At 63.1% G+C, this 23,427-nt stretch carries 20 protein-coding genes; 12 read left to right on the top strand and 8 right to left on the bottom strand.

From position 1 onward, the window contains the following. The first annotated feature begins 46 nt into the window (after nucleotides 1-46). Nucleotides 47-1,366: an MFS transporter gene (locus tag RIN61_RS06330; RefSeq protein WP_075046206.1), complete on the top strand. Its 1,320-nt coding sequence runs from the start codon at nucleotides 47-49 to the stop codon at nucleotides 1,364-1,366. A 194-nt stretch (nucleotides 1,367-1,560) separates the two neighbouring features. Here the strand turns inward: RIN61_RS06330 and RIN61_RS06335 are convergent, their stop codons facing one another. After that, on the bottom strand, nucleotides 1,561-2,313 hold the full coding sequence (locus tag RIN61_RS06335; protein ID WP_112250466.1) for a COG4705 family protein: 753 nt from the start codon (nucleotides 2,311-2,313) through the stop codon (nucleotides 1,561-1,563). A gap of 343 nt (nucleotides 2,314-2,656) precedes the next feature. On the opposite strand from RIN61_RS06335, the gene RIN61_RS06340 reads away from it, so the two are divergent. Both RIN61_RS06340 and RIN61_RS06345 read left to right on the top strand, forming a co-directional pair. Continuing rightward, nucleotides 2,657-3,022, top strand: coding sequence for a heme utilization protein (locus RIN61_RS06340; RefSeq protein WP_313856303.1), 366 nt, complete (start codon nucleotides 2,657-2,659; stop codon nucleotides 3,020-3,022). Between the two features lie 118 nt (nucleotides 3,023-3,140). After that, nucleotides 3,141-3,746, top strand: coding sequence for a flavin reductase family protein (locus RIN61_RS06345; protein WP_112250462.1), 606 nt, complete (start codon nucleotides 3,141-3,143; stop codon nucleotides 3,744-3,746). On the opposite strand, the gene RIN61_RS06350 is transcribed toward RIN61_RS06345, so the two are convergent. Beyond that, nucleotides 3,747-3,980, bottom strand: a complete 234-nt coding sequence (locus RIN61_RS06350; protein WP_112250460.1) for a hypothetical protein — start codon at nucleotides 3,978-3,980, stop codon at nucleotides 3,747-3,749. Between the two features lie 81 nt (nucleotides 3,981-4,061). Further along, complete coding sequence (locus RIN61_RS06355) at nucleotides 4,062-4,355, bottom strand: putative quinol monooxygenase (protein WP_112250458.1); 294 nt, start codon at nucleotides 4,353-4,355, stop codon at nucleotides 4,062-4,064. Between the two features lie 202 nt (nucleotides 4,356-4,557). Here RIN61_RS06355 and RIN61_RS06360 point away from each other — a divergent pair, with 202 nt between their 5' ends. Then, a complete protein-coding gene (locus RIN61_RS06360; RefSeq protein WP_112250456.1) occupies nucleotides 4,558-5,478 on the top strand; it encodes an AraC family transcriptional regulator in 921 nt (306 codons plus the stop codon). Between the two features lie 101 nt (nucleotides 5,479-5,579). Here RIN61_RS06360 and RIN61_RS06365 read toward each other — a convergent pair whose 3' ends face one another. After that, nucleotides 5,580-7,217: a 5-guanidino-2-oxopentanoate decarboxylase gene (locus RIN61_RS06365; RefSeq protein ID WP_112250454.1), complete on the bottom strand. Its 1,638-nt coding sequence runs from the start codon at nucleotides 7,215-7,217 to the stop codon at nucleotides 5,580-5,582. A gap of 114 nt (nucleotides 7,218-7,331) precedes the next feature. Here RIN61_RS06365 and RIN61_RS06370 point away from each other — a divergent pair, with 114 nt between their 5' ends. Beyond that, nucleotides 7,332-8,207: a LysR substrate-binding domain-containing protein gene (locus tag RIN61_RS06370; protein WP_112250452.1), complete on the top strand. Its 876-nt coding sequence runs from the start codon at nucleotides 7,332-7,334 to the stop codon at nucleotides 8,205-8,207. Between the two features lie 98 nt (nucleotides 8,208-8,305). Here the strand turns inward: RIN61_RS06370 and RIN61_RS06375 are convergent, their stop codons facing one another. Together RIN61_RS06375 and RIN61_RS06380 are read right to left on the bottom strand one after the other, a co-directional pair. Then, entirely contained in the window at nucleotides 8,306-8,920 is a 615-nt protein-coding gene (locus RIN61_RS06375) for an NAD(P)-dependent oxidoreductase (RefSeq protein ID WP_112250450.1), read from the bottom strand. A gap of 27 nt (nucleotides 8,921-8,947) precedes the next feature. Beyond that, nucleotides 8,948-9,823, bottom strand: a complete 876-nt coding sequence (locus RIN61_RS06380; RefSeq protein ID WP_313856309.1) for an MBL fold metallo-hydrolase — start codon at nucleotides 9,821-9,823, stop codon at nucleotides 8,948-8,950. A gap of 104 nt (nucleotides 9,824-9,927) precedes the next feature. Here RIN61_RS06380 and RIN61_RS06385 point away from each other — a divergent pair, with 104 nt between their 5' ends. Next, nucleotides 9,928-10,833 carry a LysR family transcriptional regulator gene (locus RIN61_RS06385; protein WP_207877326.1) on the top strand — a complete coding sequence of 302 codons (906 nt, stop codon included), beginning with the start codon at nucleotides 9,928-9,930 and terminating at the stop codon, nucleotides 10,831-10,833. A gap of 147 nt (nucleotides 10,834-10,980) precedes the next feature. Here RIN61_RS06385 and RIN61_RS06390 read toward each other — a convergent pair whose 3' ends face one another. Next, complete coding sequence (locus RIN61_RS06390) at nucleotides 10,981-11,850, bottom strand: isocitrate lyase/PEP mutase family protein (protein WP_025340480.1); 870 nt, start codon at nucleotides 11,848-11,850, stop codon at nucleotides 10,981-10,983. A gap of 450 nt (nucleotides 11,851-12,300) precedes the next feature. Between RIN61_RS06390 and RIN61_RS06395 the strand changes: the two genes are divergently transcribed. Continuing rightward, the gene (locus RIN61_RS06395) at nucleotides 12,301-13,752 is read left to right on the top strand and encodes an MDR family MFS transporter (protein WP_112250445.1); all 1,452 of its coding nucleotides are present in this window, start codon (nucleotides 12,301-12,303) and stop codon (nucleotides 13,750-13,752) included. Between the two features lie 237 nt (nucleotides 13,753-13,989). On the opposite strand, the gene ttgR is transcribed toward RIN61_RS06395, so the two are convergent. Then, nucleotides 13,990-14,622: an efflux transport transcriptional regulator TtgR gene (ttgR, locus tag RIN61_RS06400; RefSeq protein ID WP_112250444.1), complete on the bottom strand. Its 633-nt coding sequence runs from the start codon at nucleotides 14,620-14,622 to the stop codon at nucleotides 13,990-13,992. A 257-nt stretch (nucleotides 14,623-14,879) separates the two neighbouring features. On the opposite strand from ttgR, the gene ttgA reads away from it, so the two are divergent. From ttgA to RIN61_RS06425, 5 genes are all read left to right on the top strand, one after another. Beyond that, complete coding sequence (ttgA, locus tag RIN61_RS06405) at nucleotides 14,880-16,034, top strand: toluene efflux RND transporter periplasmic adaptor subunit TtgA (protein WP_112250443.1); 1,155 nt, start codon at nucleotides 14,880-14,882, stop codon at nucleotides 16,032-16,034. A gap of 3 nt (nucleotides 16,035-16,037) precedes the next feature. Further along, the gene (gene ttgB, locus RIN61_RS06410; RefSeq protein WP_112250442.1) at nucleotides 16,038-19,190 is read left to right on the top strand and encodes a multidrug efflux RND transporter permease subunit TtgB; all 3,153 of its coding nucleotides are present in this window, start codon (nucleotides 16,038-16,040) and stop codon (nucleotides 19,188-19,190) included. After that, the gene (locus RIN61_RS06415) at nucleotides 19,187-20,641 is read left to right on the top strand and encodes an AdeC/AdeK/OprM family multidrug efflux complex outer membrane factor (RefSeq protein ID WP_207877322.1); all 1,455 of its coding nucleotides are present in this window, start codon (nucleotides 19,187-19,189) and stop codon (nucleotides 20,639-20,641) included. Before ttgB ends, RIN61_RS06415 begins: the two co-directional genes overlap by 4 nt. 361 nt (nucleotides 20,642-21,002) lie before the next feature. After that, on the top strand, nucleotides 21,003-22,259 hold the full coding sequence (locus RIN61_RS06420; protein ID WP_112250440.1) for an OprD family porin: 1,257 nt from the start codon (nucleotides 21,003-21,005) through the stop codon (nucleotides 22,257-22,259). Between the two features lie 201 nt (nucleotides 22,260-22,460). Beyond that, entirely contained in the window at nucleotides 22,461-23,384 is a 924-nt protein-coding gene (locus tag RIN61_RS06425) for a LysR family transcriptional regulator (RefSeq protein ID WP_133975160.1), read from the top strand. The last annotated feature ends 43 nt before the right edge of the window (nucleotides 23,385-23,427 follow it).

The raw sequence follows: 23,427 nt of genomic DNA on the forward strand, positions 1-23,427 counted from the left end.
GCTGCGCTACGGCGCGCTCCACAAAAACAACGAGAAGGTATCCCTGATGGATAATGCCACCTCCCTGCCAGCCGGGGCGGCCACCGCGCCTGCCACAGAAAAAACCACCGCCAGCCGCCTGAAGTCGATCTTCAGCGGGTCCATCGGCAACATGGTCGAATGGTACGACTGGTACGTCTACGCCGCATTCTCGCTGTACTTCGCCAAGGCCTTCTTCCCGGCCGGCGACTCCACCGCACAACTGCTCAATACCGCCGCGATCTTCGCCGTGGGCTTCCTCATGCGCCCGATCGGTGGCTGGCTGATGGGCCTGTACGCCGACCGCAAAGGCCGCAAGGCCGCATTGATGGCCTCGGTGCTGCTGATGTGCGCCGGCTCGCTGGTCATCGCCCTGACCCCGGGCTACGAAACCATCGGCGTCGCCGCGCCAATCCTGCTGGTCATCGCACGCCTGCTGCAGGGCCTGTCGGTGGGTGGTGAGTATGGCACCTCGGCCACCTACCTCAGCGAAATGGCCAGCAAGGACCGCCGCGGCTTCTTCTCCAGCTTCCAGTACGTGACCCTGATCTCTGGCCAGCTCATTGCCCTGGCGGTACTGATCGTCCTGCAACAGACCCTGACCACCGAGCAGCTGTATGCCTGGGGCTGGCGCGTACCGTTCGTGATCGGTGCGCTGTGCGCCGTGGTGGCCCTGTACCTGCGTCGCGGCATGGAAGAAACCGCCTCCTTCACCAAGAAGGAAAAGGCCAAGGAAAGCCTGATGCGCACCCTGCTGCGCCACCCCAAGGAGCTCATGACCGTAGTCGGCCTGACCATGGGCGGCACCCTGGCCTTCTACACCTACACCACCTACATGCAGAAGTACCTGGTCAACACCGTAGGCATGAGCATCAGCGACTCGACCACCATCTCGGCCGCCACGCTGTTCCTGTTCATGTGCCTGCAGCCAGTGATCGGTGGCCTGTCCGACAAGATCGGTCGACGCCCGATCCTGATCGCCTTCGGTGTACTCGGCACCTTGTTCACCGTACCGATCCTCAGCACCCTGCACACCATCCAGACCTGGTGGGGCGCGTTCTTCCTGATCATGGCGGCGCTGATCATCGTCAGCGGCTACACCTCGATCAACGCCGTGGTCAAAGCCGAGCTGTTCCCTACCGAAATCCGCGCCCTGGGCGTGGGCCTGCCGTATGCCCTGACCGTGTCGATCTTCGGCGGCACTGCCGAGTACGTGGCCCTGTGGTTCAAGAGCGCGGGCATGGAGAGCGGCTTCTACTGGTACGTCACCGCCTGCATCGCCTGTTCGCTGCTGGTTTACGCGACCATGAAGGACACCAAGCAGCACTCGCGGATTACCACTGAGTGATGCTGGCCTGGCAATACTGAAAAAGGGTCGCTCCAGTGCATGGAGCGACCCTTTTTTGTGATACGCGGTAGCCTGTGAGCCGATTGACGGCCTCATTCGGCTCACGAGATGAGCCGAATAGCCGGCTTATTCGGCTCACGGAACAAATCATGCCTTCCTGGCGGAGGCCGCAGTACCCGCTACCGCATCAACACTCAGGACATCTCCAACGCCTGACGCGGTTCACGGCGCTGGTACCAGGTGGCCATCAGCACCAATACCAGCAACACCCCGCCCAGCACCGCCGAAGAGCCGACCGTGCCGAAGTCCAGGCCGCCCTTATCGTGGGGTTTGGTGAGGAAGTCGCCCAAGGTGGCGCCGAACGGGCGGGTGAGCACGAACGCAACCCAGAACAGCACCACGCCTGGGATGCGTGTCCAGTAGCGGGCCACCACGACCAAGGCAATGGCGCTGCCGATCAACAACGCACCACCGGCAAAACCAAGCCCCGAGTCATCGGCCAGGTAATCGCCCAGCGCGGTGCCGAGGGTGTTGGAAAACAGGATCGCCACCCAGTAGAACAATTCGCCCGTGCGGTTCTTGATGCGGGTGACATCCAGTGGGTTGCCGCTCAAGCGCCATACCAGGAAGGTCAGCAGCAGGATGCCGACAAGGATGGCCGAACCCGCGGCGTAGCCCAGGCCCAGGGTGCGGTCCATGAAGTCGGACATGGTAGTGCCGGCGGTGCTGGTGGAGAGGATTACCAGCCAGTACAGCATCGGGTGGTAGCGGCGCGAGTACAGCTGGCCGAGCAAGGTCAGCAGGAACACGCTGATCAGCAGCAGCGAACTGAGGGCATAGCCGATGTTCAGGGTCATCGACAGCAAATCACCCGCCGTTTCGCCAAGGGTGGTAGCGCAGATCTTCATGACCCAGAAGGCCAAGGTGATTTGCGGAAGTTTGTTCATTGTTGTGCCGCTCCGGTTTGAGGTGCGGCGATGGTGCTGAGCAGCATTTGAAAAATCGGTTGGTGACGTATGAAAAATACGTTGAGCAGCCTTCCATGACAGATTTTTCATCCTTAACGCCCGATTAATTCCACTCCCCCAAGCTGCAATGGCTGGCAGAACGTCGGCGCATGGGCAGACACATCCTGAGCCAGAACAGCTGCCTGAGCGACAAGATGTGCGCCGACATATATCGAATTATTCGATTTTTAAGCACTATTATTTGCGCTTTTTAATCAAATAAATCAGCGTAGGATCAAACCCATAGAAACAAACAACCTCAAGAACCCCCGGAGCAACGACCATGAAAAACAAACTGATCCTTACCCTGGCCCTCTCGGTTTTCGCTGCTGGCGCCTTCGCCGAAGATGGCTTCAACCGCACCAACGCCCACGCCTTCGCAGCGACCCAGAGCCAATCCGCGGCCTACGCTGAAGATGGTTTCGACCGCACTGGCGGCCAGCGCTTCGCTGAAGATGGCTTCGACCGCACCGGTGGCCAGCGCTTCGCTGAAGATGGCTTCGACCGCACCGGTGGCCAGCGCTTCGCTGAAGATGGCTTCGACCGCACCGGTGGCCAGCGCTTTGCTGAAGACGGCTTCGACCGCACTGGCGGCCAGCGCTTCGCTGAAGATGGCTTCGACCGCACCAACGCGCACCGCATCAGCTGATCCCTGATGCGAGCACCCAGCCCGGCTTCGGCCGGGCTTGATCATTTGCAGACAGGCACAGGCTTGGCACACTAGGCACCTTGTCCACCAGGAGGTAGGGCCAGCAAGCCCAGCACAGATGTATTACTACGAACCCGCCAAAGGCCACGGCCTGCCCCACGACCCCTTCAATGCCATCGTCGGCCCCCGCCCTATCGGCTGGATCTCCTCACAGGACCGCGAAGGCCGCCTGAACCTGGCGCCCTACAGCTTTTTCAACGCCTTCAACTACATCCCGCCGATCATCGGTTTCTGCAGCGTCGGGCGCAAAGACAGCCTTAACAACATCGAGCAGACCGGCGAGTTCGTCTGGAACCTGGCCACCCGCCCGTTGGCCGAACAGATGAACCAGAGCTGCGCACCGGTTGCCGCCGAGATAAGCGAATTCGAATTGAGCGGCCTCACCGCCACCTCGTCGAGCATCGTCAACGTGCCGCGTGTCGGCGAAACCCCGGTGGCCTTCGAGTGCAAGGTCAGCCAGATCGTCCAGCTCAAGCGGGCCGACCAGGAACTGGTGCCCAGCTGGCTGATTCTGGGTGAAGTGGTGGCGGTGCACATTGCCGAGCACCTGCTGAAGAACGGCATCTACGATACCGCTGCCGCCGAGCCGATCCTGCGTGGCGGCGGCCCGGCAGATTATTTCGAGCTGGGCAACCTGTTCAAGATGGCCCGCCCGCCGGCCTGATCACCAGATCAGCTCACCCTCTTCGCTGACGCCCTGCAGGCGTTGCAGCTCGGACGTGGCCGCTTCATCGGCGGCCACGGCGCCCTTGAACACCTGGCCGTCGAGAATCTTGTGAAAGCGCGGCGCGCCGCCCATGCCCAGGGCCTTTACCGCGATGGCTGCGTTGTAGCCGCCACCTTCCACCGGGACCATCGCCGAAACCGCTTCGAAATGCGGGAACTCCCTACGTGCCATGTTGCTATCCGCTTGGTTGATCGAGGGCCGGCATTTTACCCTATTGCCTGCTCCGGCCCTATCGCCGGCACAGGCGACAGATCAATCAAAGGTATGCAGATCCAGGCTGCTGACCACCTGTGCCTGTACCAGCTCACCAAACACCTCCAGCGTCGGCGAAGCAAAGTACCCCCTCATCGCCTGCTGATCCCGCCAGCTGCCACTGAGCAACCATAAATCGGCATCAGCCTGCGAGCGCTGCACGGTAAAACTCAGGCAACCCGGTGCCCGCAGCGAGGGCTCGAGCAGGTCACGCAGGCGCGCGCCCAGCTCCGCCGAGCGCCCGCTGCTGGCACGGATGAAAGCAAGGTGGGTGACCGGTTGTGTCGGGGTCATTGCACAATCTCCTTGAAGCAGGCGGACGGAAAAGCCAGGCTGCCAAGGTTAGGGGCCCACCCGCGCGACGCGTTAGGCCATTACTGCACGCCGATTGCCTGATCCTGCAGCACGGCAGGATCAGGCAATCGGCGTGCAGCTTTTGACTAGCGCCGGCCATTGCCCAAACCTATGCTGCGTCGGTCAGCAGAGGAAAGCCATCATGACCACCGCCACGTCCATCGACCCGAGCCTGGAACTGCAACGCCAGGAGCTGGCCGAGCTGATCCGCCGCCACGCCGGGGAGCCTCACGGCCCGGCATCGGCCATCGACGACCTGTACCTGGTGCGCTACACCGAAAACGTGCGCTCGGTACCGACCCTGGCGCAACCCGCGCTGTGCATCCTTGCCCAGGGCAGCAAAAGCCTGTTCCTCGGTGACGAGCAGTACGCCTACGACCCGCTGCACTACATGGTGGTCTCGGTAACCTTGCCGCTCAGCGGCGTCAGGCTCGATGCCAGCCCCGAGCACCCGAGCCTTGGCCTGCGCCTGGACCTGGACCCGGCCGAAATCAGCCAGCTGATCGCCGAAAGCGGGCCGATGCTGGTGCCCAACCGGCCTTCCGGTCGTGGCTTGTATGTGGAAAGAACCGATGCCGCGTTGCTCGACGCCTTGCTGCGGCTGATACGCCTGCTGGACACCCCTCGCGACATCGCGATGCTGGCGCCGCTGTTCCGCCGGGAGATTCTGTACCGCCTGCTGCGCGGGCCGCAGGGCTATCGGTTGTACGAAATCGCCTTGGCCAACAGCCAGACCCACCGGGTTTGCCAGGCCATCACCTGGCTCAACCAGAACTACCAGCTGCCTTTGCGCATCGAGGACCTGGCCCGGGAGGTCAACCTCAGCACCTCGACCTTGCACCACCGGTTCAAGGCCGTGACGTCGATGAGCCCGTTGCAGTACCAGAAGCAACTGCGCCTGCAGGAGGCGCGGCGGTTGATGCTCAATGACGGGATCGAGGCAGCGGTGGCAGCCTACCGGGTGGGGTATGAGAGCCCGTCACAGTTCAGCCGTGAATACAGCCGGCTGTATGGCGCGCCGCCGATTCGTGATGTGGCCAGGTTGCGAGCGACTGCTGGCTGAGTTTGGCTTTGCCTGTGCCGGCCTCTTCGCGGGTGAACCCGCTCCCACAGGTTTTGCACAGATACTGAAAACTGTGCAGTACCTGTGGGAGCGGGTTCACTTCAACCCAACACAGCCCCCTGCCACTGATTCTGGTCAACCTGGATCAAGGTCGGCCCCTTGCGCTCCACTGCCTGCCCCAACGCCACCTGCAGCTGCGCCACGTCTGCCACCTGTTCCGCCGCAGCGCCCAGAGCTCGCGCCACACCGATGAAGTCCGGCGTATGGATATCCACCCCGACCGGCTCGATCGCCCGGTTGACCATGTACTTCTTGATTTCCTCGTACCCCTGGTTGTTCCACAGCAGCACGATCAACGGTACCTGCGCTTCCACCGCGCTGGCCAGCTCTGGCAAGGTGAATTGCAAACCGCCATCACCAATCAGGCACACCGCTGGGGCACGCTCGTCGACCTGTTCCGCGCTGCCCAGCCAGGCGCCCATGGCAGCTGGCAATGCGTAACCCAAGGTGCCATAGCCGGTCGAGGCATTGAACCAACGGCGTGGCTGGTCCATGTCCAGCGTCAGGTTGCCGGTGTACACCGGCTGGGTCGAATCGCCCACCAGAATGGCATTGGGCAGGCGCTCGAGAATCGCATTCAACAAACGCGTCTGGCTCAGCGTCGGCTGGTCCCAACCCGCCGCCAGTGCCTGGCGCAACTTGGCCACCCGGGCTGCCCCCCATGTGCTTTCACGCACGGGTTGCGACAGTGGCTGCAAGGCGCCGAGCAGCGCCTCGGCGGCCAGTTCGGCATCGGCCACCAGCGCCAGCGCCGGCAGGTAATTGCGCACGGTCTGGTCCGGGTCGATGTCGATGCGCAACAGGCTGCCCGGGATCTCGAAACCACCTTTGAAGGTAATGTCATAGTCGGTTTCGGCCAGTTCGGTACCGATCGCCAGCACCACATCGGCCTCGGCCACCAGCGCCCGCGTGGCAGGCAGAGACTGGGTCGAGCCGATCTGCAGCGGGTGGCTGGCCGGCAGCAGCCCCTTGGCATTGATGGTCAGCGCCACCGGCGCCTGCAGGTGTTCGGCCAGGCGCGCCAGCGCAGCGCCCGCGGCCAACGCGCCGCCCCCGGCCAGGATCAATGGCCGCCTTGCATTGGCCAGGCGCTCGGCCATCTGCGCCACGGCCTGCGGCGCTGCCCCTGCGCGGCTGCTGCGCACCACGCGCCCCGGCAACAGGTGATCGGCCGGCTCGACCAGCACATCGAGCGGGATCTCGATATGCACCGGGCGCGGTCGGCCCCCTTCGAACACGGCGAATGCCCGGGCCAGCACCTGCGGCAGGTCATCGGCACTCATCAGGGTGTGGGAAAACGCCGCCACACCCGACACCAGCGCTGCCTGGTTGGGCAACTCGTGCAGCTTGCCGCGGCCGCCGCCCAGCTGATCACGCGACTGCACGCTGGAAATCACCAGCATCGGGATCGAGTCGGCATAGGCCTGGCCCATGGCAGTGGTGATGTTGGTCATGCCCGGGCCGGTGATGATGAAGCACACCCCCGGTTTGCCGCGGGTGCGCGCATAGCCGTCGGCCATGAACCCGGCACCCTGCTCGTGGCGCGGGGTGACATGGCGGATCGACGAGCCCGCCAGGCCACGGTAGAGCTCCACGGTATGTACGCCAGGAATGCCGAAGACATGGTCCACGCCATAGCCTTCAAGGAGTTTTACCAGTACTTCGCCGCAGGTTGCCATCGGGTTTCACCATGAATCTTGGTTGGGTTATGCCCTTATTGGACCCAGCCACGGCTATCGCCACAATGCAAAAAAACACATACTAGCCATGTCCTGCAATCATGGCTTGGTGCAATGAAACGCCTCCCGCCCCTACCCGCCCTGCATACATTTCTGGTCACCGCCCAGCACTGCAATTTCACCCGTGCCGGGCAGCAGTTGCATATCACCCAAGGCGCCGTCAGCCGACAGATCGCGGCCCTCGAGGAGCATCTGGGTTATGCCTTGTTCCAGCGCCAGGCCCGTGGGCTGAGCCTGACCCGTGAAGGCCAGGACTGGCTGCCAAGGGTGCAGCAAGTGTTCGCGCTGATCGAACAAGGGGTGCGCGAGGTGGGTGGACGCACCGCTACCTTGCAGCTCAAGGCACCGACCTGCGTGATGCGCTGGCTGCTGCCACGCCTGATGGAATGGCAGGCGCTACGCCCGGATGTGCCTGTAGAACTGACCACCACGGTGCAACATGGGGTGGACTTTCGCCGCGAGGGTTTCGATGCGGCTGTGGTGTATGGCGATGCGCCGAACCACGGGCTGCGCGTGCGCAAGCTGTTCGATGAACAGCTGACACCGGTGTGCGCACCGTCCCTGCAACAGGGGCCGGTACCGTTGCAGCAGGTCGAGGACCTGGCGCGACACATGCTGCTGCACCCGTCGCGAGATGAGCATGACTGGGAGTTATGGCTGCAGGCAGCCGGGGTGACACTGGGCACTCCAGGGCCGAAGCAGCATTTCGAGACGCTGGATATGGCGATGGCCATGGCCTCGCAGGGGACCGGCGTGGCGATCGGCGACTGGTCGCTGATCGGTGATGACTTGCGCGGGGGGCGGTTGTGCATGCCGTTTGCGCTGAAGGTGATGACCGGCAAGGGGTATTACCTGGTGAGCCAGAGCAAGAGCTTGCCGCCGGGGTTGGTGGAATTGCTGGATTGGCTGGAGGGCCAGGCCAGCCAGTGAGGGCCCCTTCGCGGGTAAACCCGCTCCCACAAGTAATACACCGGTATCGAAATCAGTGCAGTACCTGTGGGAGCGGGTTTACCCGCGAAGAGGGCGACTCAATAGCCGACGGTAAAACGCTGCCGCGAATGCGCCGGCTTTTCCAGTTCATCCAGCATGGCAATCGCGTAATCGGCAAAGGTAATCCAGCTCTTGCCATCCGCACCGATCAGCAGATGATCCTTGCCCAGCTTGTAATGCCCGCTACGCTCGCCTTCAACGAACTCCGCCGACGGCGACAGGAAGGTCCAGTCCAGATTCGGCTCCCGTTGCAACGCTTCCAGAAAACGCACCCCAGCAGTGGCCTCGGCCTTGTATGCCTCGGGGAAGTCCGGGCTGTCGATTACCCGATGCCCAGACGGCAGCAACAGGCTGCCGGCCCCACCCACCACCAGCAGGCGCCTGACTCCGGCCCGCTTGACCGGCTCGATGATCGCGTGTGGCTCGATGGTCGAGAAATGCGCCGCACTCAGCACCGCATCCACACCCGCGACCGCCGCTTGCAGGGCTGCACTGTCCTTGGCATCCAGCGCCTGGACGGTCACCCCGTCCCGCCCCTGCAACCGCGACGGGTCGCGGGCGATGGCCAGCACACTGTGGCCACGGCGCAGGGCCTCTTCCAGCAACTGGCTGCCAGCGCGGCCAGTGGCACCGATGATTGCAATCTTGCTCATGGGATACTCTCCATCAATTGAACGGAATTACCACTTCATCTCGCCCTTGGCGACCTTGGCCCCCAACTCCAGTGAGCTTTCATCGGCCAGGCTCGGGTAACGTCGCTTCATCGCCGCGATCAACGCACCGGCGTCTTTGGTCTTGGCAGTCTCGGCATCGAAATCACCAATGTAATTCGCCGTGAAGCGCACGGCCTCGAGCGATCGGCTGCTGTCCCCCAGGTAATGCCCGGGGATGACCGTGCGCGGCGCCAACGCCTCGATGTTCGCCAGGGTGCCGAGCCAGTCGGCGTGGGACTTGGCCGTTTGCGTGTCGGCCATCCACACATGGATGTTCTCCGACACCACTACGCCACCGACCACCGCCTTGATCGACGGGACCCATACGAAACTGCGATCAGGTTGCGGGCCGTCGAGGCCGACCACCTCGAGGGCCTGCCCTTCCAGCATCAGGCGGTTGCCTTCGAGCACCTGCGGCAGCACCAGCCGCGCCGGTTTGTCCGCGCCCATCTGCGGGCCCCAGTAGGCCAGTTTGGCATCCATGGTCTGGCGGATATGGGCAACCGTGGCGGCCGACGCCAGCACCTTGGCCTCGGGGAAGGCCTGGGTCAGGGTATCCAGGCCGAAGTAGTAGTCCGGGTCGCCATGGCTGATGTAGATACTGGTCAGCTGCTTGCCGCCTGCCCGCAGGCGCTGCACCAACTGCTCGGCCTGGGCCTTGCCGAACTGGGCATCGACGAGAATGGCGTCGTGTTCGCCGCTGACGATCACCGAACTGACCGGGAAGATCGCCTCATGCCCGGGGTTGTAAACCTCCAGCTGCAAGGGGTCGGCAGCCAGCACCGGGCCGGCCAGGGTCACACAGGCCAGCAGCAGGCCACGCAAGGGAGTGAAAAGAGACATCACAAACACCCGTCAGATGAACAATGCCCAACAGCTTAGTTGCCCAATCCGTGACAAAAAATGCGATGCTCGAACATAGTTTGTTTCTGAAACCGGGCAAATCCATGGATCGTCTCAACGCCATGCGCGTTTTCGTCACCGTCGTCGACCTGGGCAGCCAGTCGGCGGCGGCGGATCATCTGCAACTGTCGCGGCCGGTGGTGTCGCGCTACCTGGCAGAGCTGGAAGACTGGGTTGGCGCACGGTTGATGCAGCGCACCACACGCAAGCTCAGCCTCACCGCCGCCGGCCAGGAAACCCTGCCCCGCTGCCGGCAACTGCTGGAACTGGCCGGCGACTTGCAAGCCGCGGTGCAGCAACCGGATGACGCGCCCAAAGGCGCGCTGCGCATCAGTGTCAGCACCTCATTCGGCCAGGCCCAGCTGGTGGATGCAGTGGCCGCCTACGTCCGGCGCTACCCCGGGGTAAAGGTGGAGCTGCAGATGCTCGATCGCACGGTCAACCTGGTGGACGAGCGCATCGACCTGGCAATCCGCACCAGCAATGACCTGGACCCCAACCTGATCGCCCGGCGCTTGAGCGTATGCCGCTCGGCAGTGTGTGCTGCACCGGCCTACCTGCGCGAGCACGGCACGCCGCAACGGGTCGAGGAACTGAGCCGGCACAATTGCCTGACCCATGCCTACTTCGGCCACAGCCTCTGGCATTTCGAGGTGGCCGGCCAGCAGGTCGCCGTGCCGGTGGCGGGGAACATCAGTGCCAACGAGGCGATGACACTGCAGAAGGCGGCGCTGGCCGGCGCAGGTATCGCCATGCTGCCGACCTACCAGGCCGCGCAGGCCCTGCGCCGAGGCGAGCTGGTGCGCCTGCTGCCCGAGGCCAGGCCACGCGAACTGAACCTGAATGCGGTGTACACCTCACGCAAACACATGCCGGCGACCTTGCGCAGCATGCTGGATTTTCTGGTGCAGCGGTTCAAGGACGAACCGGAGTGGGACCGGGACCTGTGAGGCTTTTGTAGGAGCGGCCTTGTGTCGCGAAAGGACCGCAAAGCGGTCCCCTGATCTTCGCCACATCCAATACTGTCGGGGCTGCTACGCAGCCCTTTCGCGACGCAAGGCCGCTCCCACAAGTGCTGCGCCTGCCGGTGAATCAGGTCACTCCTCGACGCTCATGTATTCCTTGGCCCAGCGGATGTAGTCCTCCGGCTGGGTGTAGGTATGCGAGAGTTCGGTGGCGCTGAGGTTTTCCGACTTGTTCTGCTGGCCGCGCTGCAGCCGCAGGCAGTCATAGGTGGCCTTGATGGCGGCAAAGTAGGCCGCGTGACCATCGACCACGATGCGCACGCCCAGGCGTGCCAGGCGCTCGTCGTCGCGCAGGCTCGGGTTGCCGTAGGTCACCAGCATCAGCGGAACCGTCAGGTGCTCGGCAATCTGCTCGAGTTGTTCGAAGTCCTTCACTCCCACCATGCAGATACCGTCCGCTCCGGCCTTCTGGTAGCTCTGGGTACGCACGATGATTTCTTCGGTGGTGAGCACGCCAGCGTTGGTCCGGGCAATGATCGACAACGAGGAATCGACCCGCGCCTCCAGCGCCGCACGGATCTTGCCGACGCCCTCTTCAACCGGGATCAGGTCGGTGGACTTGCGCCCGAACTGGGCAGGCAGCAGGGTGTCCTCGATGGTCAGCGCAGCCACGCCGGCGCGCTCCAGTTCGATGACGGTGCGCATGACGTTCAGCGCGTTGCCATAGCCGTGGTCGGCGTCCGCCAGCACGGGCAGTTGCGCCACACGACCGATACGGGTGGCCTGCTCGACGAACTCGCTGAGGGTGATAAGGGCGAAGTCCGGTGCAGCCAGCACCTGCAACGAAGCGACGGAACCACCGAGGATGCCGACCTCGAAGCCCAGGTCCGCGGCGATGCGGGCCGACATGGGGTCGAACACCGATGCGGTGTGATAACAGGAACCTGAAGCGAGCAGCTCGCGGAAGGCAAAACGCAGATCTTGATGGGAAGCCTTGGGCATGATCACTCCGCAAAATAAGTTGAAATTCGAACGGTAACTACCGACCCCTGTAATCGGGTCTACCTGGCCTGTTCCAACCGTCGTCACTTGGGCGGTCATGCTCGACATGCAGGCAGAGGAATAAAAGGTGTGGGAGACAGCGGCGTGAAAACCCTGCGGCATAATGCTGCACCAAGCTGGTGCAAGCCCCGGTTTTCAGCCTCTGTGGCATACCAACGATATCACGCAGCCATGCAGCACTGGATGAATGCGCCAATGCCGATCTTGCATAGGGGATGCAGATAGTACATAGGAAGCTACCTAACTCAGGTTACAATCCGCGTACTTCATGCTGGCCTCTTCGCGGGTAAACCCGCTCCCACAGGGACGTCGCCATCCTCAGGAGCGACACCGGACCTGTGGGAGCGGGTTTACCCGCGAAGAAGGCCCGCCGCCATATAAGGTATCCCCGTGACCGCCGCTCTGCCTCCCACCACCCTGCGCAACGTGCTCACCGCCCTGATGCTGGCGATCTTCCTCGGCGCCCTGGACCAGACCATCGTCGCTGTCTCGCTGCCAGCGATCTCGGCGCAGTTCAACGATGTCGGCCTGCTGGCCTGGGTCATCTCCGGCTACATGGTGGCGATGACCGTGGCCGTACCGATCTACGGCAAGCTGGGCGACTTGTACGGGCGGCGCCGGATGATCCTCACCGGCATCAGCCTGTTCACCCTGGCCTCGATCGCCTGCGCCCTGGCCCAGGACATGCAGCAACTGGTGCTGGCCCGGGTACTGCAGGGCATTGGCGCCGGGGGCATGGTCTCGGTGAGCCAGGCGATCATCGGCGATTTCGTGCCACCTCGGGAGCGCGGCCGCTACCAGGGTTATTTCAGCAGCATGTACGCGGTGGCCAGTGTCGCCGGGCCGGTACTGGGCGGCTGGCTGACCGAATACCTGTCATGGCGTTGGGTGTTCTGGATCAACCTGCCACTGGGGCTGGTTGCACTGTGGGCGATCCGCCGCGCCCTCGGCGGAATGCCGGCGCAGCGCCGTGAGGCGCGGGTGGACTACCTGGGCGCCGTGTTGCTGATCCTCGGTCTGGGTAGCCTGTTGTTGGGTATTACCCTGGTCGGCCAGGGCCACGCCTGGGTCGACCCGGCCGTGCTGGCCTTGTTCGCCTGCGCCACGCTGGGCCTGATGCTGTTCATCGTCCATGAGCGCCGCTGCCTGGAACCGCTACTGCCACTCGGCCTGTTCGGCAATCGCGTGGCGGTGCTGTGCTGGGGCGTGATCTTCTTCGCCAGCTTTCAGTCGATCTCCCTGACCATGCTCATGCCGTTGCGCTACCAGGGCATCACCGGCGCCGGTGCCGACAGCGCTGCCCTGCACCTCCTGCCGCTGGTGATGGGGCTGCCCATGGGTGCCTTTACCGGCGGGCGCATGACCAGCCTGACCGGGCGCTACAAACCGCAGATCCTGGCCGGTGCGCTGCTGATGCCGCTGGCCATTTTCGCCATGGCGCTGACCCCGCCGCAATCGGCCTTGCTCAGTGCACTGTTCATGCTGCTGACCGGTATCGCTTGCGGGCTGCAGTTCCCGACCTCGCTGGTAGGCACGCAAAGCGCGGTGGACAGCAAGGACATCGGCGTCGCCACCAGCACCACCAACCTGTTCCGCTCGCTGGGCGGGGCCATGGGGGTGGCGTGCATGTCCAGCCTGCTGCTGGCGCTACTGCACCAGGGCGGGTTCGAGTCGTTGGGTAATCCGTTGCTGGGGAGCCTGAAGGCCGGCGAAGTGGACCTGGTGACCCAAGGGAGGTTGCTGGAGACGTTCCGGCAGTTGCTGATGGGGAGTGCCGGGGTGGCGGTACTCGGACTGTTAGCAGCAGTGGCGTTGCCGGACCGGCAACTGCGCGGACGTTGAATGCGGGAGCAACTGTCTTGCTCAATTTCTAAAGCTTGCGCGATCCCTGTGGGAGCGGGTTTACCCGCGAACACGGGCGAAGCCCGTGCCATCCACCGCGGCGCCTGATTCGCGGGTAAACCCGCTCCCACAGAGACCTCGGCGCGCCAGCAGAACCTGAACAGCCGAGCAATCCGAAAGCATTAATCCCCCCTTAACACAAAGGGGCAACACTCCCTCACAATCCTTAACAAAGTGTCATTTGCGCAGAGCCGGGCTCAAGCGCAGCATATCCAGCCCGGTGTCGACCCATTTTTCGACATCCTTCAACAGATCGACACTGTCAGGCAGCAACAGCCAGCGCCCGATCAGGCCATCGACATAGGCAAACATGGCCACCGCCGCGCGCTCGACATCCAGCTCGCCTGGCAACTGGCCCCGTCGCACGGCATTGGCCAACGCCAGGGTGATGCCCTGGTGGCAATCCAGCACCGCACCTTGGCGCTGCTGGCGAATTTCACACATGTCATCGGTGAACTCGCACTTGTGATGCAGGATTTCATTGATACGCCGGGTTCGGGCATCGAGCACCAGCTCGTTGAACACCTGCAGCAGCAGCTTGCGCATGCAGCCAAGCGGGTCCACTTCGTCCTCGCTTTCGCTCGCCCGCGCCAGGTGGTCATGTGTTTCGTGCAGGCTGTCGAGCAGCGCCTGCACCAACTCGGCCTTGTTGTTGAAGTGCCAGTAGATCGCCCCCCGCGTCACACCCGCCAGTTCGGCGATGTCGGCCAGGGTGGTTCGCGCAACCCCGCGCTTGTAGAAGGCCTTTTCCGCCGCCTCGATGATCTGGGCGCGGGTTTCCTGGGCTTCCTCTTTGGTTCGACGGACCATGGCAGTACAAACCTCATCTGCCCCGAACGCGCGGCGCGGCGGGGAACGCTCCGGGGGCACCTCTGCAGGGCGCCTCGCGGATGAGCTAATCAAGGGCTGTGGCAGTACCTAAGTACAACCCAGCGGTATTTACAAACAACCATGAATGTAAGTATATTCCTTAGCAAGCTATTTATCCACCGGATAGCAATTTTTCCAGATCAAGACTCTTCCATTACTCTTGAGCGTCTCCCAGCTCCGACGACCCGAGGATCCTCATGCAATTCAAGCCAGCCGTTACCGCTCTGGTTTCCGCCGTCGCCCTGGCAACCCTGCTCAGTGGCTGTAAGAAAGAAGAAGCAGCGCCAGCGGCGCAGGCTCCTCAGGTCGGCGTCGTGACCATCCAGCCCCAGGCCTTCACTCTGACCACGGAACTGCCAGGCCGTACCACTGCCTACCGCGTCGCCGAAGTGCGCCCGCAGGTCAACGGCATCATCCTCAAGCGCCTGTTCAAGGAAGGCAGCGAGGTCAAGGAAGGCCAGCAGCTGTACCAGATCGACCCTGCCGTGTACGAAGCCAACCTGGCCAATGCCCAGGCCAACCTGCAAGCTACCCGCTCGCTGGCCGAACGCTATAAGCAGCTGATCGACGAGCAGGCTGTTTCCAAACAGGAATACGACGACGCCAATGCCAAACGATTGCAGGCAGAGGCTTCGCTCAAGAGCGCACAGATCGACCTGCGCTACACCAAGGTCCTGGCACCTATCAGCGGCCGTATCGGCCGTTCTTCGTTCACCGAAGGTGCACTGGTGAGCAACGGCCAGACCAATGCCATGGCGACCATCCAGCAACTCGACCCGATCTACGTCGACGTCACCCAGTCCACCGCCGAGCTGCTCAAGCTGCGTCGTGACCTGGAAAGCGGCCAGCTGCAAAAGGCCGGCGACAACGCCGCCTCGGTGCAACTGGTGCTGGAAGACGGCAGCCTGTTCAAGCAGGAAGGCCGCCTGGAGTTCTCTGAAGTCGCAGTCGACGAGACCACCGGCTCGGTCACCCTGCGCGCGCTGTTCCCCAACCCCGATCACACCCTGCTGCCCGGCATGTTCGTGCATGCGCGGCTCAAGGCCGGGGTCAACGCCAATGCCATCCTGGCCCCGCAACAGGGCGTGACCCGCGACCTGAAAGGCGCGCCGACCGCACTGGTGGTCAACCAGGAGAACAAGGTCGAACTGCGCCAGCTCAAGGCCAACCGTACCCTGGGTAGCGACTGGCTGATCGAGGAAGGCCTCAAACCGGGCGACCGCCTGATCACCGAAGGGCTGCAGTACGTGCGCCCGGGCGTAGAGGTAAAAGTCAGCGAAGCCACCAACGTCAAGAAGCCGGCCAGCCCTGATCAGGCCAACGCGGCGAAAGCAGACGGCAAAGCGGAGTAAACCATGTCGAAGTTCTTTATCGATCGCCCGATCTTCGCCTGGGTGATCGCCTTGGTGATCATGCTGGTCGGCGCCTTGTCGATCCTGAAGCTGCCGATCAACCAGTACCCCAGCATCGCGCCGCCGGCCATCGCCATCGCCGTGACCTATCCGGGCGCCTCGGCGCAGACCGTGCAGGACACCGTGGTACAGGTGATCGAGCAGCAGCTCAACGGTATCGACAACCTGCGTTATGTGTCATCGGAAAGCAACTCCGATGGCAGCATGACCATTACCGCCACCTTCGAGCAGGGCACCAACCCGGACACCGCACAGGTGCAGGTGCAGAACAAGCTGAACCTGGCCACCCCGCTGTTGCCGCAGGAAGTGCAGCAACAAGGTATCCGCGTCACCAAGGCAGTGAAGAACTTCCTGCTGGTGATCGGCCTGGTGTCCGAAGACGGCAGCATGACCAAGGACGACCTGGCCAACTACATCGTCTCCAACATGCAGGACCCGATCTCGCGCACCGCAGGTGTGGGTGACTTCCAGGTATTCGGTGCGCAGTACGCCATGCGTATCTGGCTCGACCCGGCCAAGCTGAACAAGTTCCAGCTGACCCCGGTCGACGTCAAGACCGCCGTGGCCGCGCAGAACGTGCAGGTATCCTCCGGCCAGCTCGGCGGCCTGCCGGCCATGCCGGGTACCCAGCTGAACGCCACCATCATCGGCAAGACCCGCCTGCAGACTGCCGAGCAGTTCGAGAAGATCCTGCTCAAGGTCAACAGCGATGGTTCGCAGGTGCGTCTGGGTGATGTCGCCCAGGTTGGCCTGGGTGGTGAAAACTATGCCGTCAGCGCTCAGTTCAACGGTAAGCCGGCTTCCGGCCTTGCAGTAAAACTGGCCACCGGTGCCAACGCACTGGACACCGCCAAGGCCTTGCGCAAGACCATCTCCGACCTGGAACCGTTCTTCCCGCCTGGGGTGAAGGCAGTATTCCCGTATGACACGACCCCGGTGGTCACCGAATCGATCAGCGGCGTAATCCACACCCTGATCGAAGCCGTGGTCCTGGTGTTCCTGGTGATGTACCTGTTCCTGCAGAACTTCCGTGCCACCGTCATCACCACCATGACCGTACCAGTGGTGTTGCTGGGCACCTTCGGCATCCTTGCCGCAGCAGGCTTCAGCATCAACACCCTGACCATGTTCGCCATGGTCCTGGCCATCGGCTTGCTGGTGGACGACGCCATCGTCGTGGTGGAGAACGTCGAGCGGGTGATGTCCGAGGAAGGCTTGCCGCCCAAGGAAGCGACCAAGCGCTCGATGGAGCAGATCCAGGGTGCCCTGGTGGGTATCGCCCTGGTGCTGTCGGCGGTACTGCTGCCCATGGCGTTCTTCGGCGGCTCCACGGGTGTGATCTACCGGCAGTTCTCCATCACCATCGTCTCGGCCATGGGCCTGTCGGTGCTGGTGGCGCTCATCTTCACCCCGGCCTTGTGCGCCACCATGCTCAAGCCGCTGAAGAAGGGCGAGCACCATGTGGCCAAGCGTGGCTTCTTTGGCTGGTTCAACCGCAACTTCGACCGCAGCGTAACCGGCTACGAGCGCAGCGTGGGTACCATCCTGCGCAACAAGGCACCGTTCCTGCTGGCCTATGCGCTGATCGTGGTCGGCATGATCTGGCTGTTCGCCCGCATCCCAACCGCGTTCCTGCCGGAAGAAGACCAGGGCGTACTGTTCGCCCAGGTACAGACCCCAGCCGGCTCCAGTGCCGAGCGCACCCAGGTAGTGGTAGACCAGATGCGTGAGTACCTGCTCAGCGAAGAGTCCGACACCGTGGCTTCGGTGTTCACCGTCAACGGCTTCAACTTTGCCGGTCGCGGCCAGAGTTCGGGCATGGCGTTCATCATGCTCAAGCCGTGGGACGAGCGCTCCAAGGAAAACAGCGTGTTCGCCCTTGCCCAGCGAGCCCAGCAGCACTTCTTCACCTTCCGTGATGCAATGGTGTTCGCCTTTGCCCCGCCTGCGGTGCTCGAACTGGGTAACGCCACCGGCTTCGACGTGTTCCTGCAGGACCGCGGCGGTGTCGGCCATGCCAAGCTGATGGAAGCGCGCAACCAGTTCCTGGCCAAGGCCGCGCAGAGCAAGATCCTCAGCGCCGTGCGCCCGAACGGCCTGAACGATGAGCCGCAGTACCAGCTGACCATCGATGACGAGCGTGCCAGCGCCCTGGGCGTGACCATCGCCGACATCAACAACACCCTGTCGATTGCCCTGGGTGCCAGCTACGTCAACGACTTCATCGACCGTGGTCGGGTCAAGAAGGTGTACATCCAGGGCGAGCCGAACGCACGGATGAGCCCGGAAGACCTGCAGAAGTGGTACGTGCGCAATGGCGCCGGCGAAATGGTGCCGTTCTCCTCATTCGCCAAGGGCGAATGGACCTACGGTTCGCCGAAGCTGTCGCGTTACAACGGCGTCGAGGCGATGGAAATCCTCGGTGCTCCGGCCCCGGGCTACAGTACCGGTGAAGCCATGGCCGAGGTCGAGCGCATTGCTGGCGAACTGCCAAGCGGCATCGGCTTCTCCTGGACCGGCATGTCCTACGAGGAAAAACTCTCCGGTTCGCAGATGCCGGCACTGTTTGCCCTCTCGGTACTGTTCGTGTTCCTGTGCCTGGCAGCCCTGTACGAAAGCTGGTCGATCCCGATCGCCGTGGTGCTGGTAGTACCGCTGGGTATCATCGGTGCCCTGATCGCCACCAGCCTGCGCGGGTTGTCCAACGATGTGTACTTCCTGGTCGGCCTGTTGACCACCATCGGCCTGGCGGCGAAAAACGCCATTCTGATCGTCGAGTTCGCCAAGGAGCTGCACGAGCAAGGCCGCAGCCTGTACGACGCGGCGATCGAGGCGTGCCGCATGCGTCTGCGCCCGATCATCATGACCTCGCTGGCGTTCATCCTCGGCGTGGTACCGTTGACTATCGCCAGCGGCGCCGGCGCCGGCAGCCAGCACGCCATCGGTACTGGCGTGATCGGCGGCATGATCAGTGCGACCGTGCTGGCTATCTTCTGGGTACCACTGTTCTTCGTCGCAGTGTCGTCACTGTTCGGCAGCAAAGAGCCGGAAAAAGACGTCACCCCTGAAACTCCACGTTATGAGGCTGGGCAATGACCAAGTCTTTGTTGTCCCTGGCAGTAACCGCTTTCATTCTTGGCGGCTGCTCGCTGATCCCTGACTACCAGACCCCGGAATCGCCGGTGGCTGCGCAGTGGCCGCAAGGCCCTGCGTACTCGCCGACGCAATCGGCGGAAGTTGCCGCCGCCGAGCAGGGCTGGCGCCAGTTCTTCCACGACCCGGCACTGCAGCAACTGATCCAGACATCGCTGGTCAACAACCGCGACCTGCGCGTTGCCGCGTTGAATATCGATGCCTACCGTGCGCAGTACCGCATCCAGCGTGCCGACCTGTTCCCTGCGGTTTCGGCCAACGGCAGCGGCAGCCGCCAACGCGTACCGGCAAACATGTCGCAGACGGGCGAAGCAGGCATCACCAGCCAGTACTCGGCCACCCTGGGCGTCAGCGCCTATGAGCTGGACCTGTTCGGCCGTGTGCGCAGCCTGACCGAGCAGGCCCTGGAAACCTACCTGTCCAGCGAGCAGGCGCGTCGCTCCACGCAGATCAGCCTGGTGGCCAGCGTGGCCAACGCCTACTACACCTGGCAGGCCGACCAGGCGCTGTTCAAGCTGACCGAAGAAACGCTGAAGACCTACGAGGAAAGCTACAACCTCACCCGTCGCAGCAACGAAGTCGGCGTAGCCTCGGCACTCGACGTCAGCCAGGCGCGTACCGCCGTGGAAGGCGCCCGGGTCAAGTACTCGCAGTACCAGCGCCTGGTCGCCCAGGACGTCAACAGCCTGACCGTGCTGCTGGGCACCGGCATTCCCGCCGACCTGGCCAAGCCGCTGGAGCTCGATGCCGACCAGCTGGCCGAAGTACCGGCCGGCCTGCCGTCGGACATCCTCCAGCGTCGCCCGGACATCCAGGAAGCCGAGCACCTGCTCAAGGCCGCCAATGCCAACATTGGCGCGGCCCGCGCAGCGTTCTTCCCGAGCATCAGCCTGACCGCCAATGCCGGCAGCCTGAGCCCCGACATGGGCCACCTGTTCTCGGGTGGCCAGGGCACCTGGTTGTTCCAGCCGCAGATCAACCTGCCGATCTTCAATGCCGGCAGCCTGAAGGCCAGCCTGGACTACTCGAAGATCCAGAAGGACATCAACGTCGCCAAGTACGAAAAGACCATCCAGACCGCCTTCCAGGAAGTCTCCGATGGCCTGGCGGCGCGCAAGACCTTCGAAGAGCAGCTGCAGGCGCAACGCGATCTGGTGCAGGCGAACCAGGACTACTACCGCCTGGCCGAACGCCGCTATCGCATCGGTATCGACAGCAACCTGACCTTCCTCGACGCCCAGCGCAACCTGTTCAGTGCCCAGCAGGCGCTGATTGGCGATCGCCTGTCGCAGTTGACCAGCGAGGTCAACCTGTACAAGGCGCTTGGCGGTGGCTGGTACGAGCAGAGCGGGCAGGCCAACCAGCAGGCATCGGTGGAAGCGCCGAAGGGCTGATTGAAGCTGCCAAAGCATCAAGCCCACCCTCGCGGTGGGCTTTTTGTTTTCTGTTGCCTGAACCGGCCTCTTCGCGGGTGAACCCGCTCCCACAATGTTTTGCATAAATGCTGAAGGCTGTGCAGTACCTGTGGGAGCGGGTTTACCCGCGAAGAGGCCAGTGCAGGAGAACAATTAACCAACCAGAACATTCCGTTCGATTATCGCCCGTTTCCGTTTGCGGCGAATTGCCTCACCCCAGCCCGACCCCGCACCATCCTCCCCACGCAACGTTGCCCCGGTTCATCCCAAAAGACCCGCACCTGCAGGCCGCATCCTGCAGCGTACCGGCTCGCCCATAAAAACAAGAGATCCACGACAGATGAGCACTTTGCAACCCGCACGCCAGCTGCTGCCCGGCCTGTTGGCCATGTCCTGCGCATTCCCCGTGTTCGCCGCCGACGAAGGTGGTTTCCTGGAGGACGCCAAGGCCACCCTCAACCTGCGCAACTTCTACATCAACCGCAACTTCGTCGACCCGGCCCACCCGCAGGCCAAGGCCGAAGAGTGGACGCAGAGCTTCATCCTCGACGCCCGCTCCGGCTTCACCCAGGGCACCGTAGGTTTCGGCGTGGACGTTCTGGGCCTGTACTCGGTCAAGCTCGATGGCGGCAAAGGCACTACCAACACCCACCTGCTGCCAGTGCATGACGACGGCCGCCCCGCCGATGACTTCGGCCGCCTGGGCGTGGCACTGAAAGCCAAGCTGTCCGAAACCGAGCTGAAAGTGGGTGAATGGATGCCGGTACTACCGATCTTGCGCTCGGACGATGGCCGCTCGCTGCCGCAGACCTTCCGCGGCGGCCAGCTGACTTCGAAAGAAATCGCTGGCCTGACCCTGTACGCCGGCCAGTTCCGCGGCAACAGCCCACGCAACGACGCCAGCATGGAAGACATGTCGCTGAACGGTAAGGCTGCCTTCACCTCCGACCGTTTCAACTTTGGCGGCGGCGAATACACCTTCAACGACAAGCGCACCATGATCGGCCTGTGGGATGCCCAGCTCAAGGACATCTACCGCCAGCAGTACCTCAACCTGGTGCACAGCCAACCCTTGGGCGACTGGACCCTCGGCGCCAACCTGGGCTACTTCATCGGCAAGGAAGACGGTGCCGAACGCGCCGGCGAACTGGACAACCGCACCGCCTCGGCCATGCTCTCGGCGCGCTATCAGGGCCACACCTTCTACGTCGGCCTGCAGAAAGTCAGCGGCGACGACGCCTGGATGCGAGTGAATGGCACCAGCGGCGGCACCCTGGCAAACGACAGCTACAACTCCAGCTTCGACAATGCCAAGGAACGCTCCTGGCAGGTGCGCCACGACTTCAACTTCGCCACCGTCGGCGTGCCAGGCCTGACCCTGATGAACCGCTACATCAAGGGTGACAACGTCACTGCGGGTGGCGTGGACGATGGCAAGGAATGGGCACGGGAAACGGAACTGGCGTATGTGGTGCAGTCGGGCAGCTTCAAGGACCTGTCGGTGAAGTGGCGCAACTCCACCATGCGCCGGGACTTCAGCACCAACTCGTTCGATGAGAACCGGTTGATCGTGAGTTACCCGCTGAATCTTCTTTGAATTCTTCGCGGGTAAACCCGCTCCCACAGGCTCATCACAGTTTCAGAATCTGTGGTGAAACTGTGGGAGCGGGTTTACCCGCGAAGAGGCCAGAAGTCACATTAAATAACCTGAAGCTATAAACAAATCAATAAACCTTCTTTGACGACATATGCAGCAACCGCTTGAATAGGCTCCTGATCCCCGCCCCAGAGCCGTGAAATGGACCTCCGTCAGCTGCGCTACTTCATCGCCCTCACCGAATACCGCAGCTTCGTCCGAGCCGCCGAGGCCATGGGCATCACCCAACCTGCCTTCAGCCGTGCCATCCAGAGCCTGGAACACAGCTTTGGCTGCCCACTGGTCGACCGCGCCAGCAAAGCCTTGCCGCCCACCCCCGAAGGCTTGGTGGTGCTGCAACATGCCCGGCGTCTGGTTCAAGGTGCCGCACAGCTGAGCAACGAAGTGCTGCAGATGACCAAGCTAGACGCCGGCGAGCTGCATTTTGGCAGCGGCCCGGCGCTGGCCGTGCGCCTGGTGCCCGATGCCCTGCGCCACTTCCTCGAACGCCACCCGGGCATCCGCACCTCGCTGCTGGTGGACAATGCAGAACGCCTCGGCCAGGCCCTGCGCCGCGAGCAGATCGAATTTTTCGTCGACGATATCCGCCCGTTCGAAGCCGACCCCAACTTCCACACCGAACCCCTTTCACCGCGCCCCGGCCTGTTCTTCTGCCGCCCGGGGCACCCGTTGCTGGCCAAGGACAGCCTGTCGACCAACGACCTGTTCAGTTACCCCCTGGCCAGCGCCCTGCTCGCCCCCGGCGTGCGCAAGCGCCTGGCCAACCTGAGCGGGCGCAGCGATTTCACCCCGCACCTGCAAACAGAGCACCTGGCCGTGCTGCGCAGCGTGGTGCAGGCCACCGATGCCATCGGCACCGCCAGCGAGGAAGCCGTGGCCGAAGACCTGGCCAGCGGCAGCCTGGTGCGCCTGCACTGGCGCAACCTGCCACCCGCGCTGGAAGTGCTGAGTGTGCGCTGTGGCGTGGTCAGCCGCAGCGGTTACCGGCTATCGCCGGCGGCACGCGCGATGATCGAGACGCTGGTGGGGCTGGATATGCCAGTGCGGGCTGCTGCCATTCGCTGAGCTGATGATGGTGGTGGCTGCGGGCTATCCTGAGCTATATCGG

It is taken from the genome of Pseudomonas inefficax (assembly GCF_032164165.1).
Taxonomy (GTDB): Bacteria; Pseudomonadota; Gammaproteobacteria; order Pseudomonadales; family Pseudomonadaceae; genus Aquipseudomonas; species Aquipseudomonas inefficax.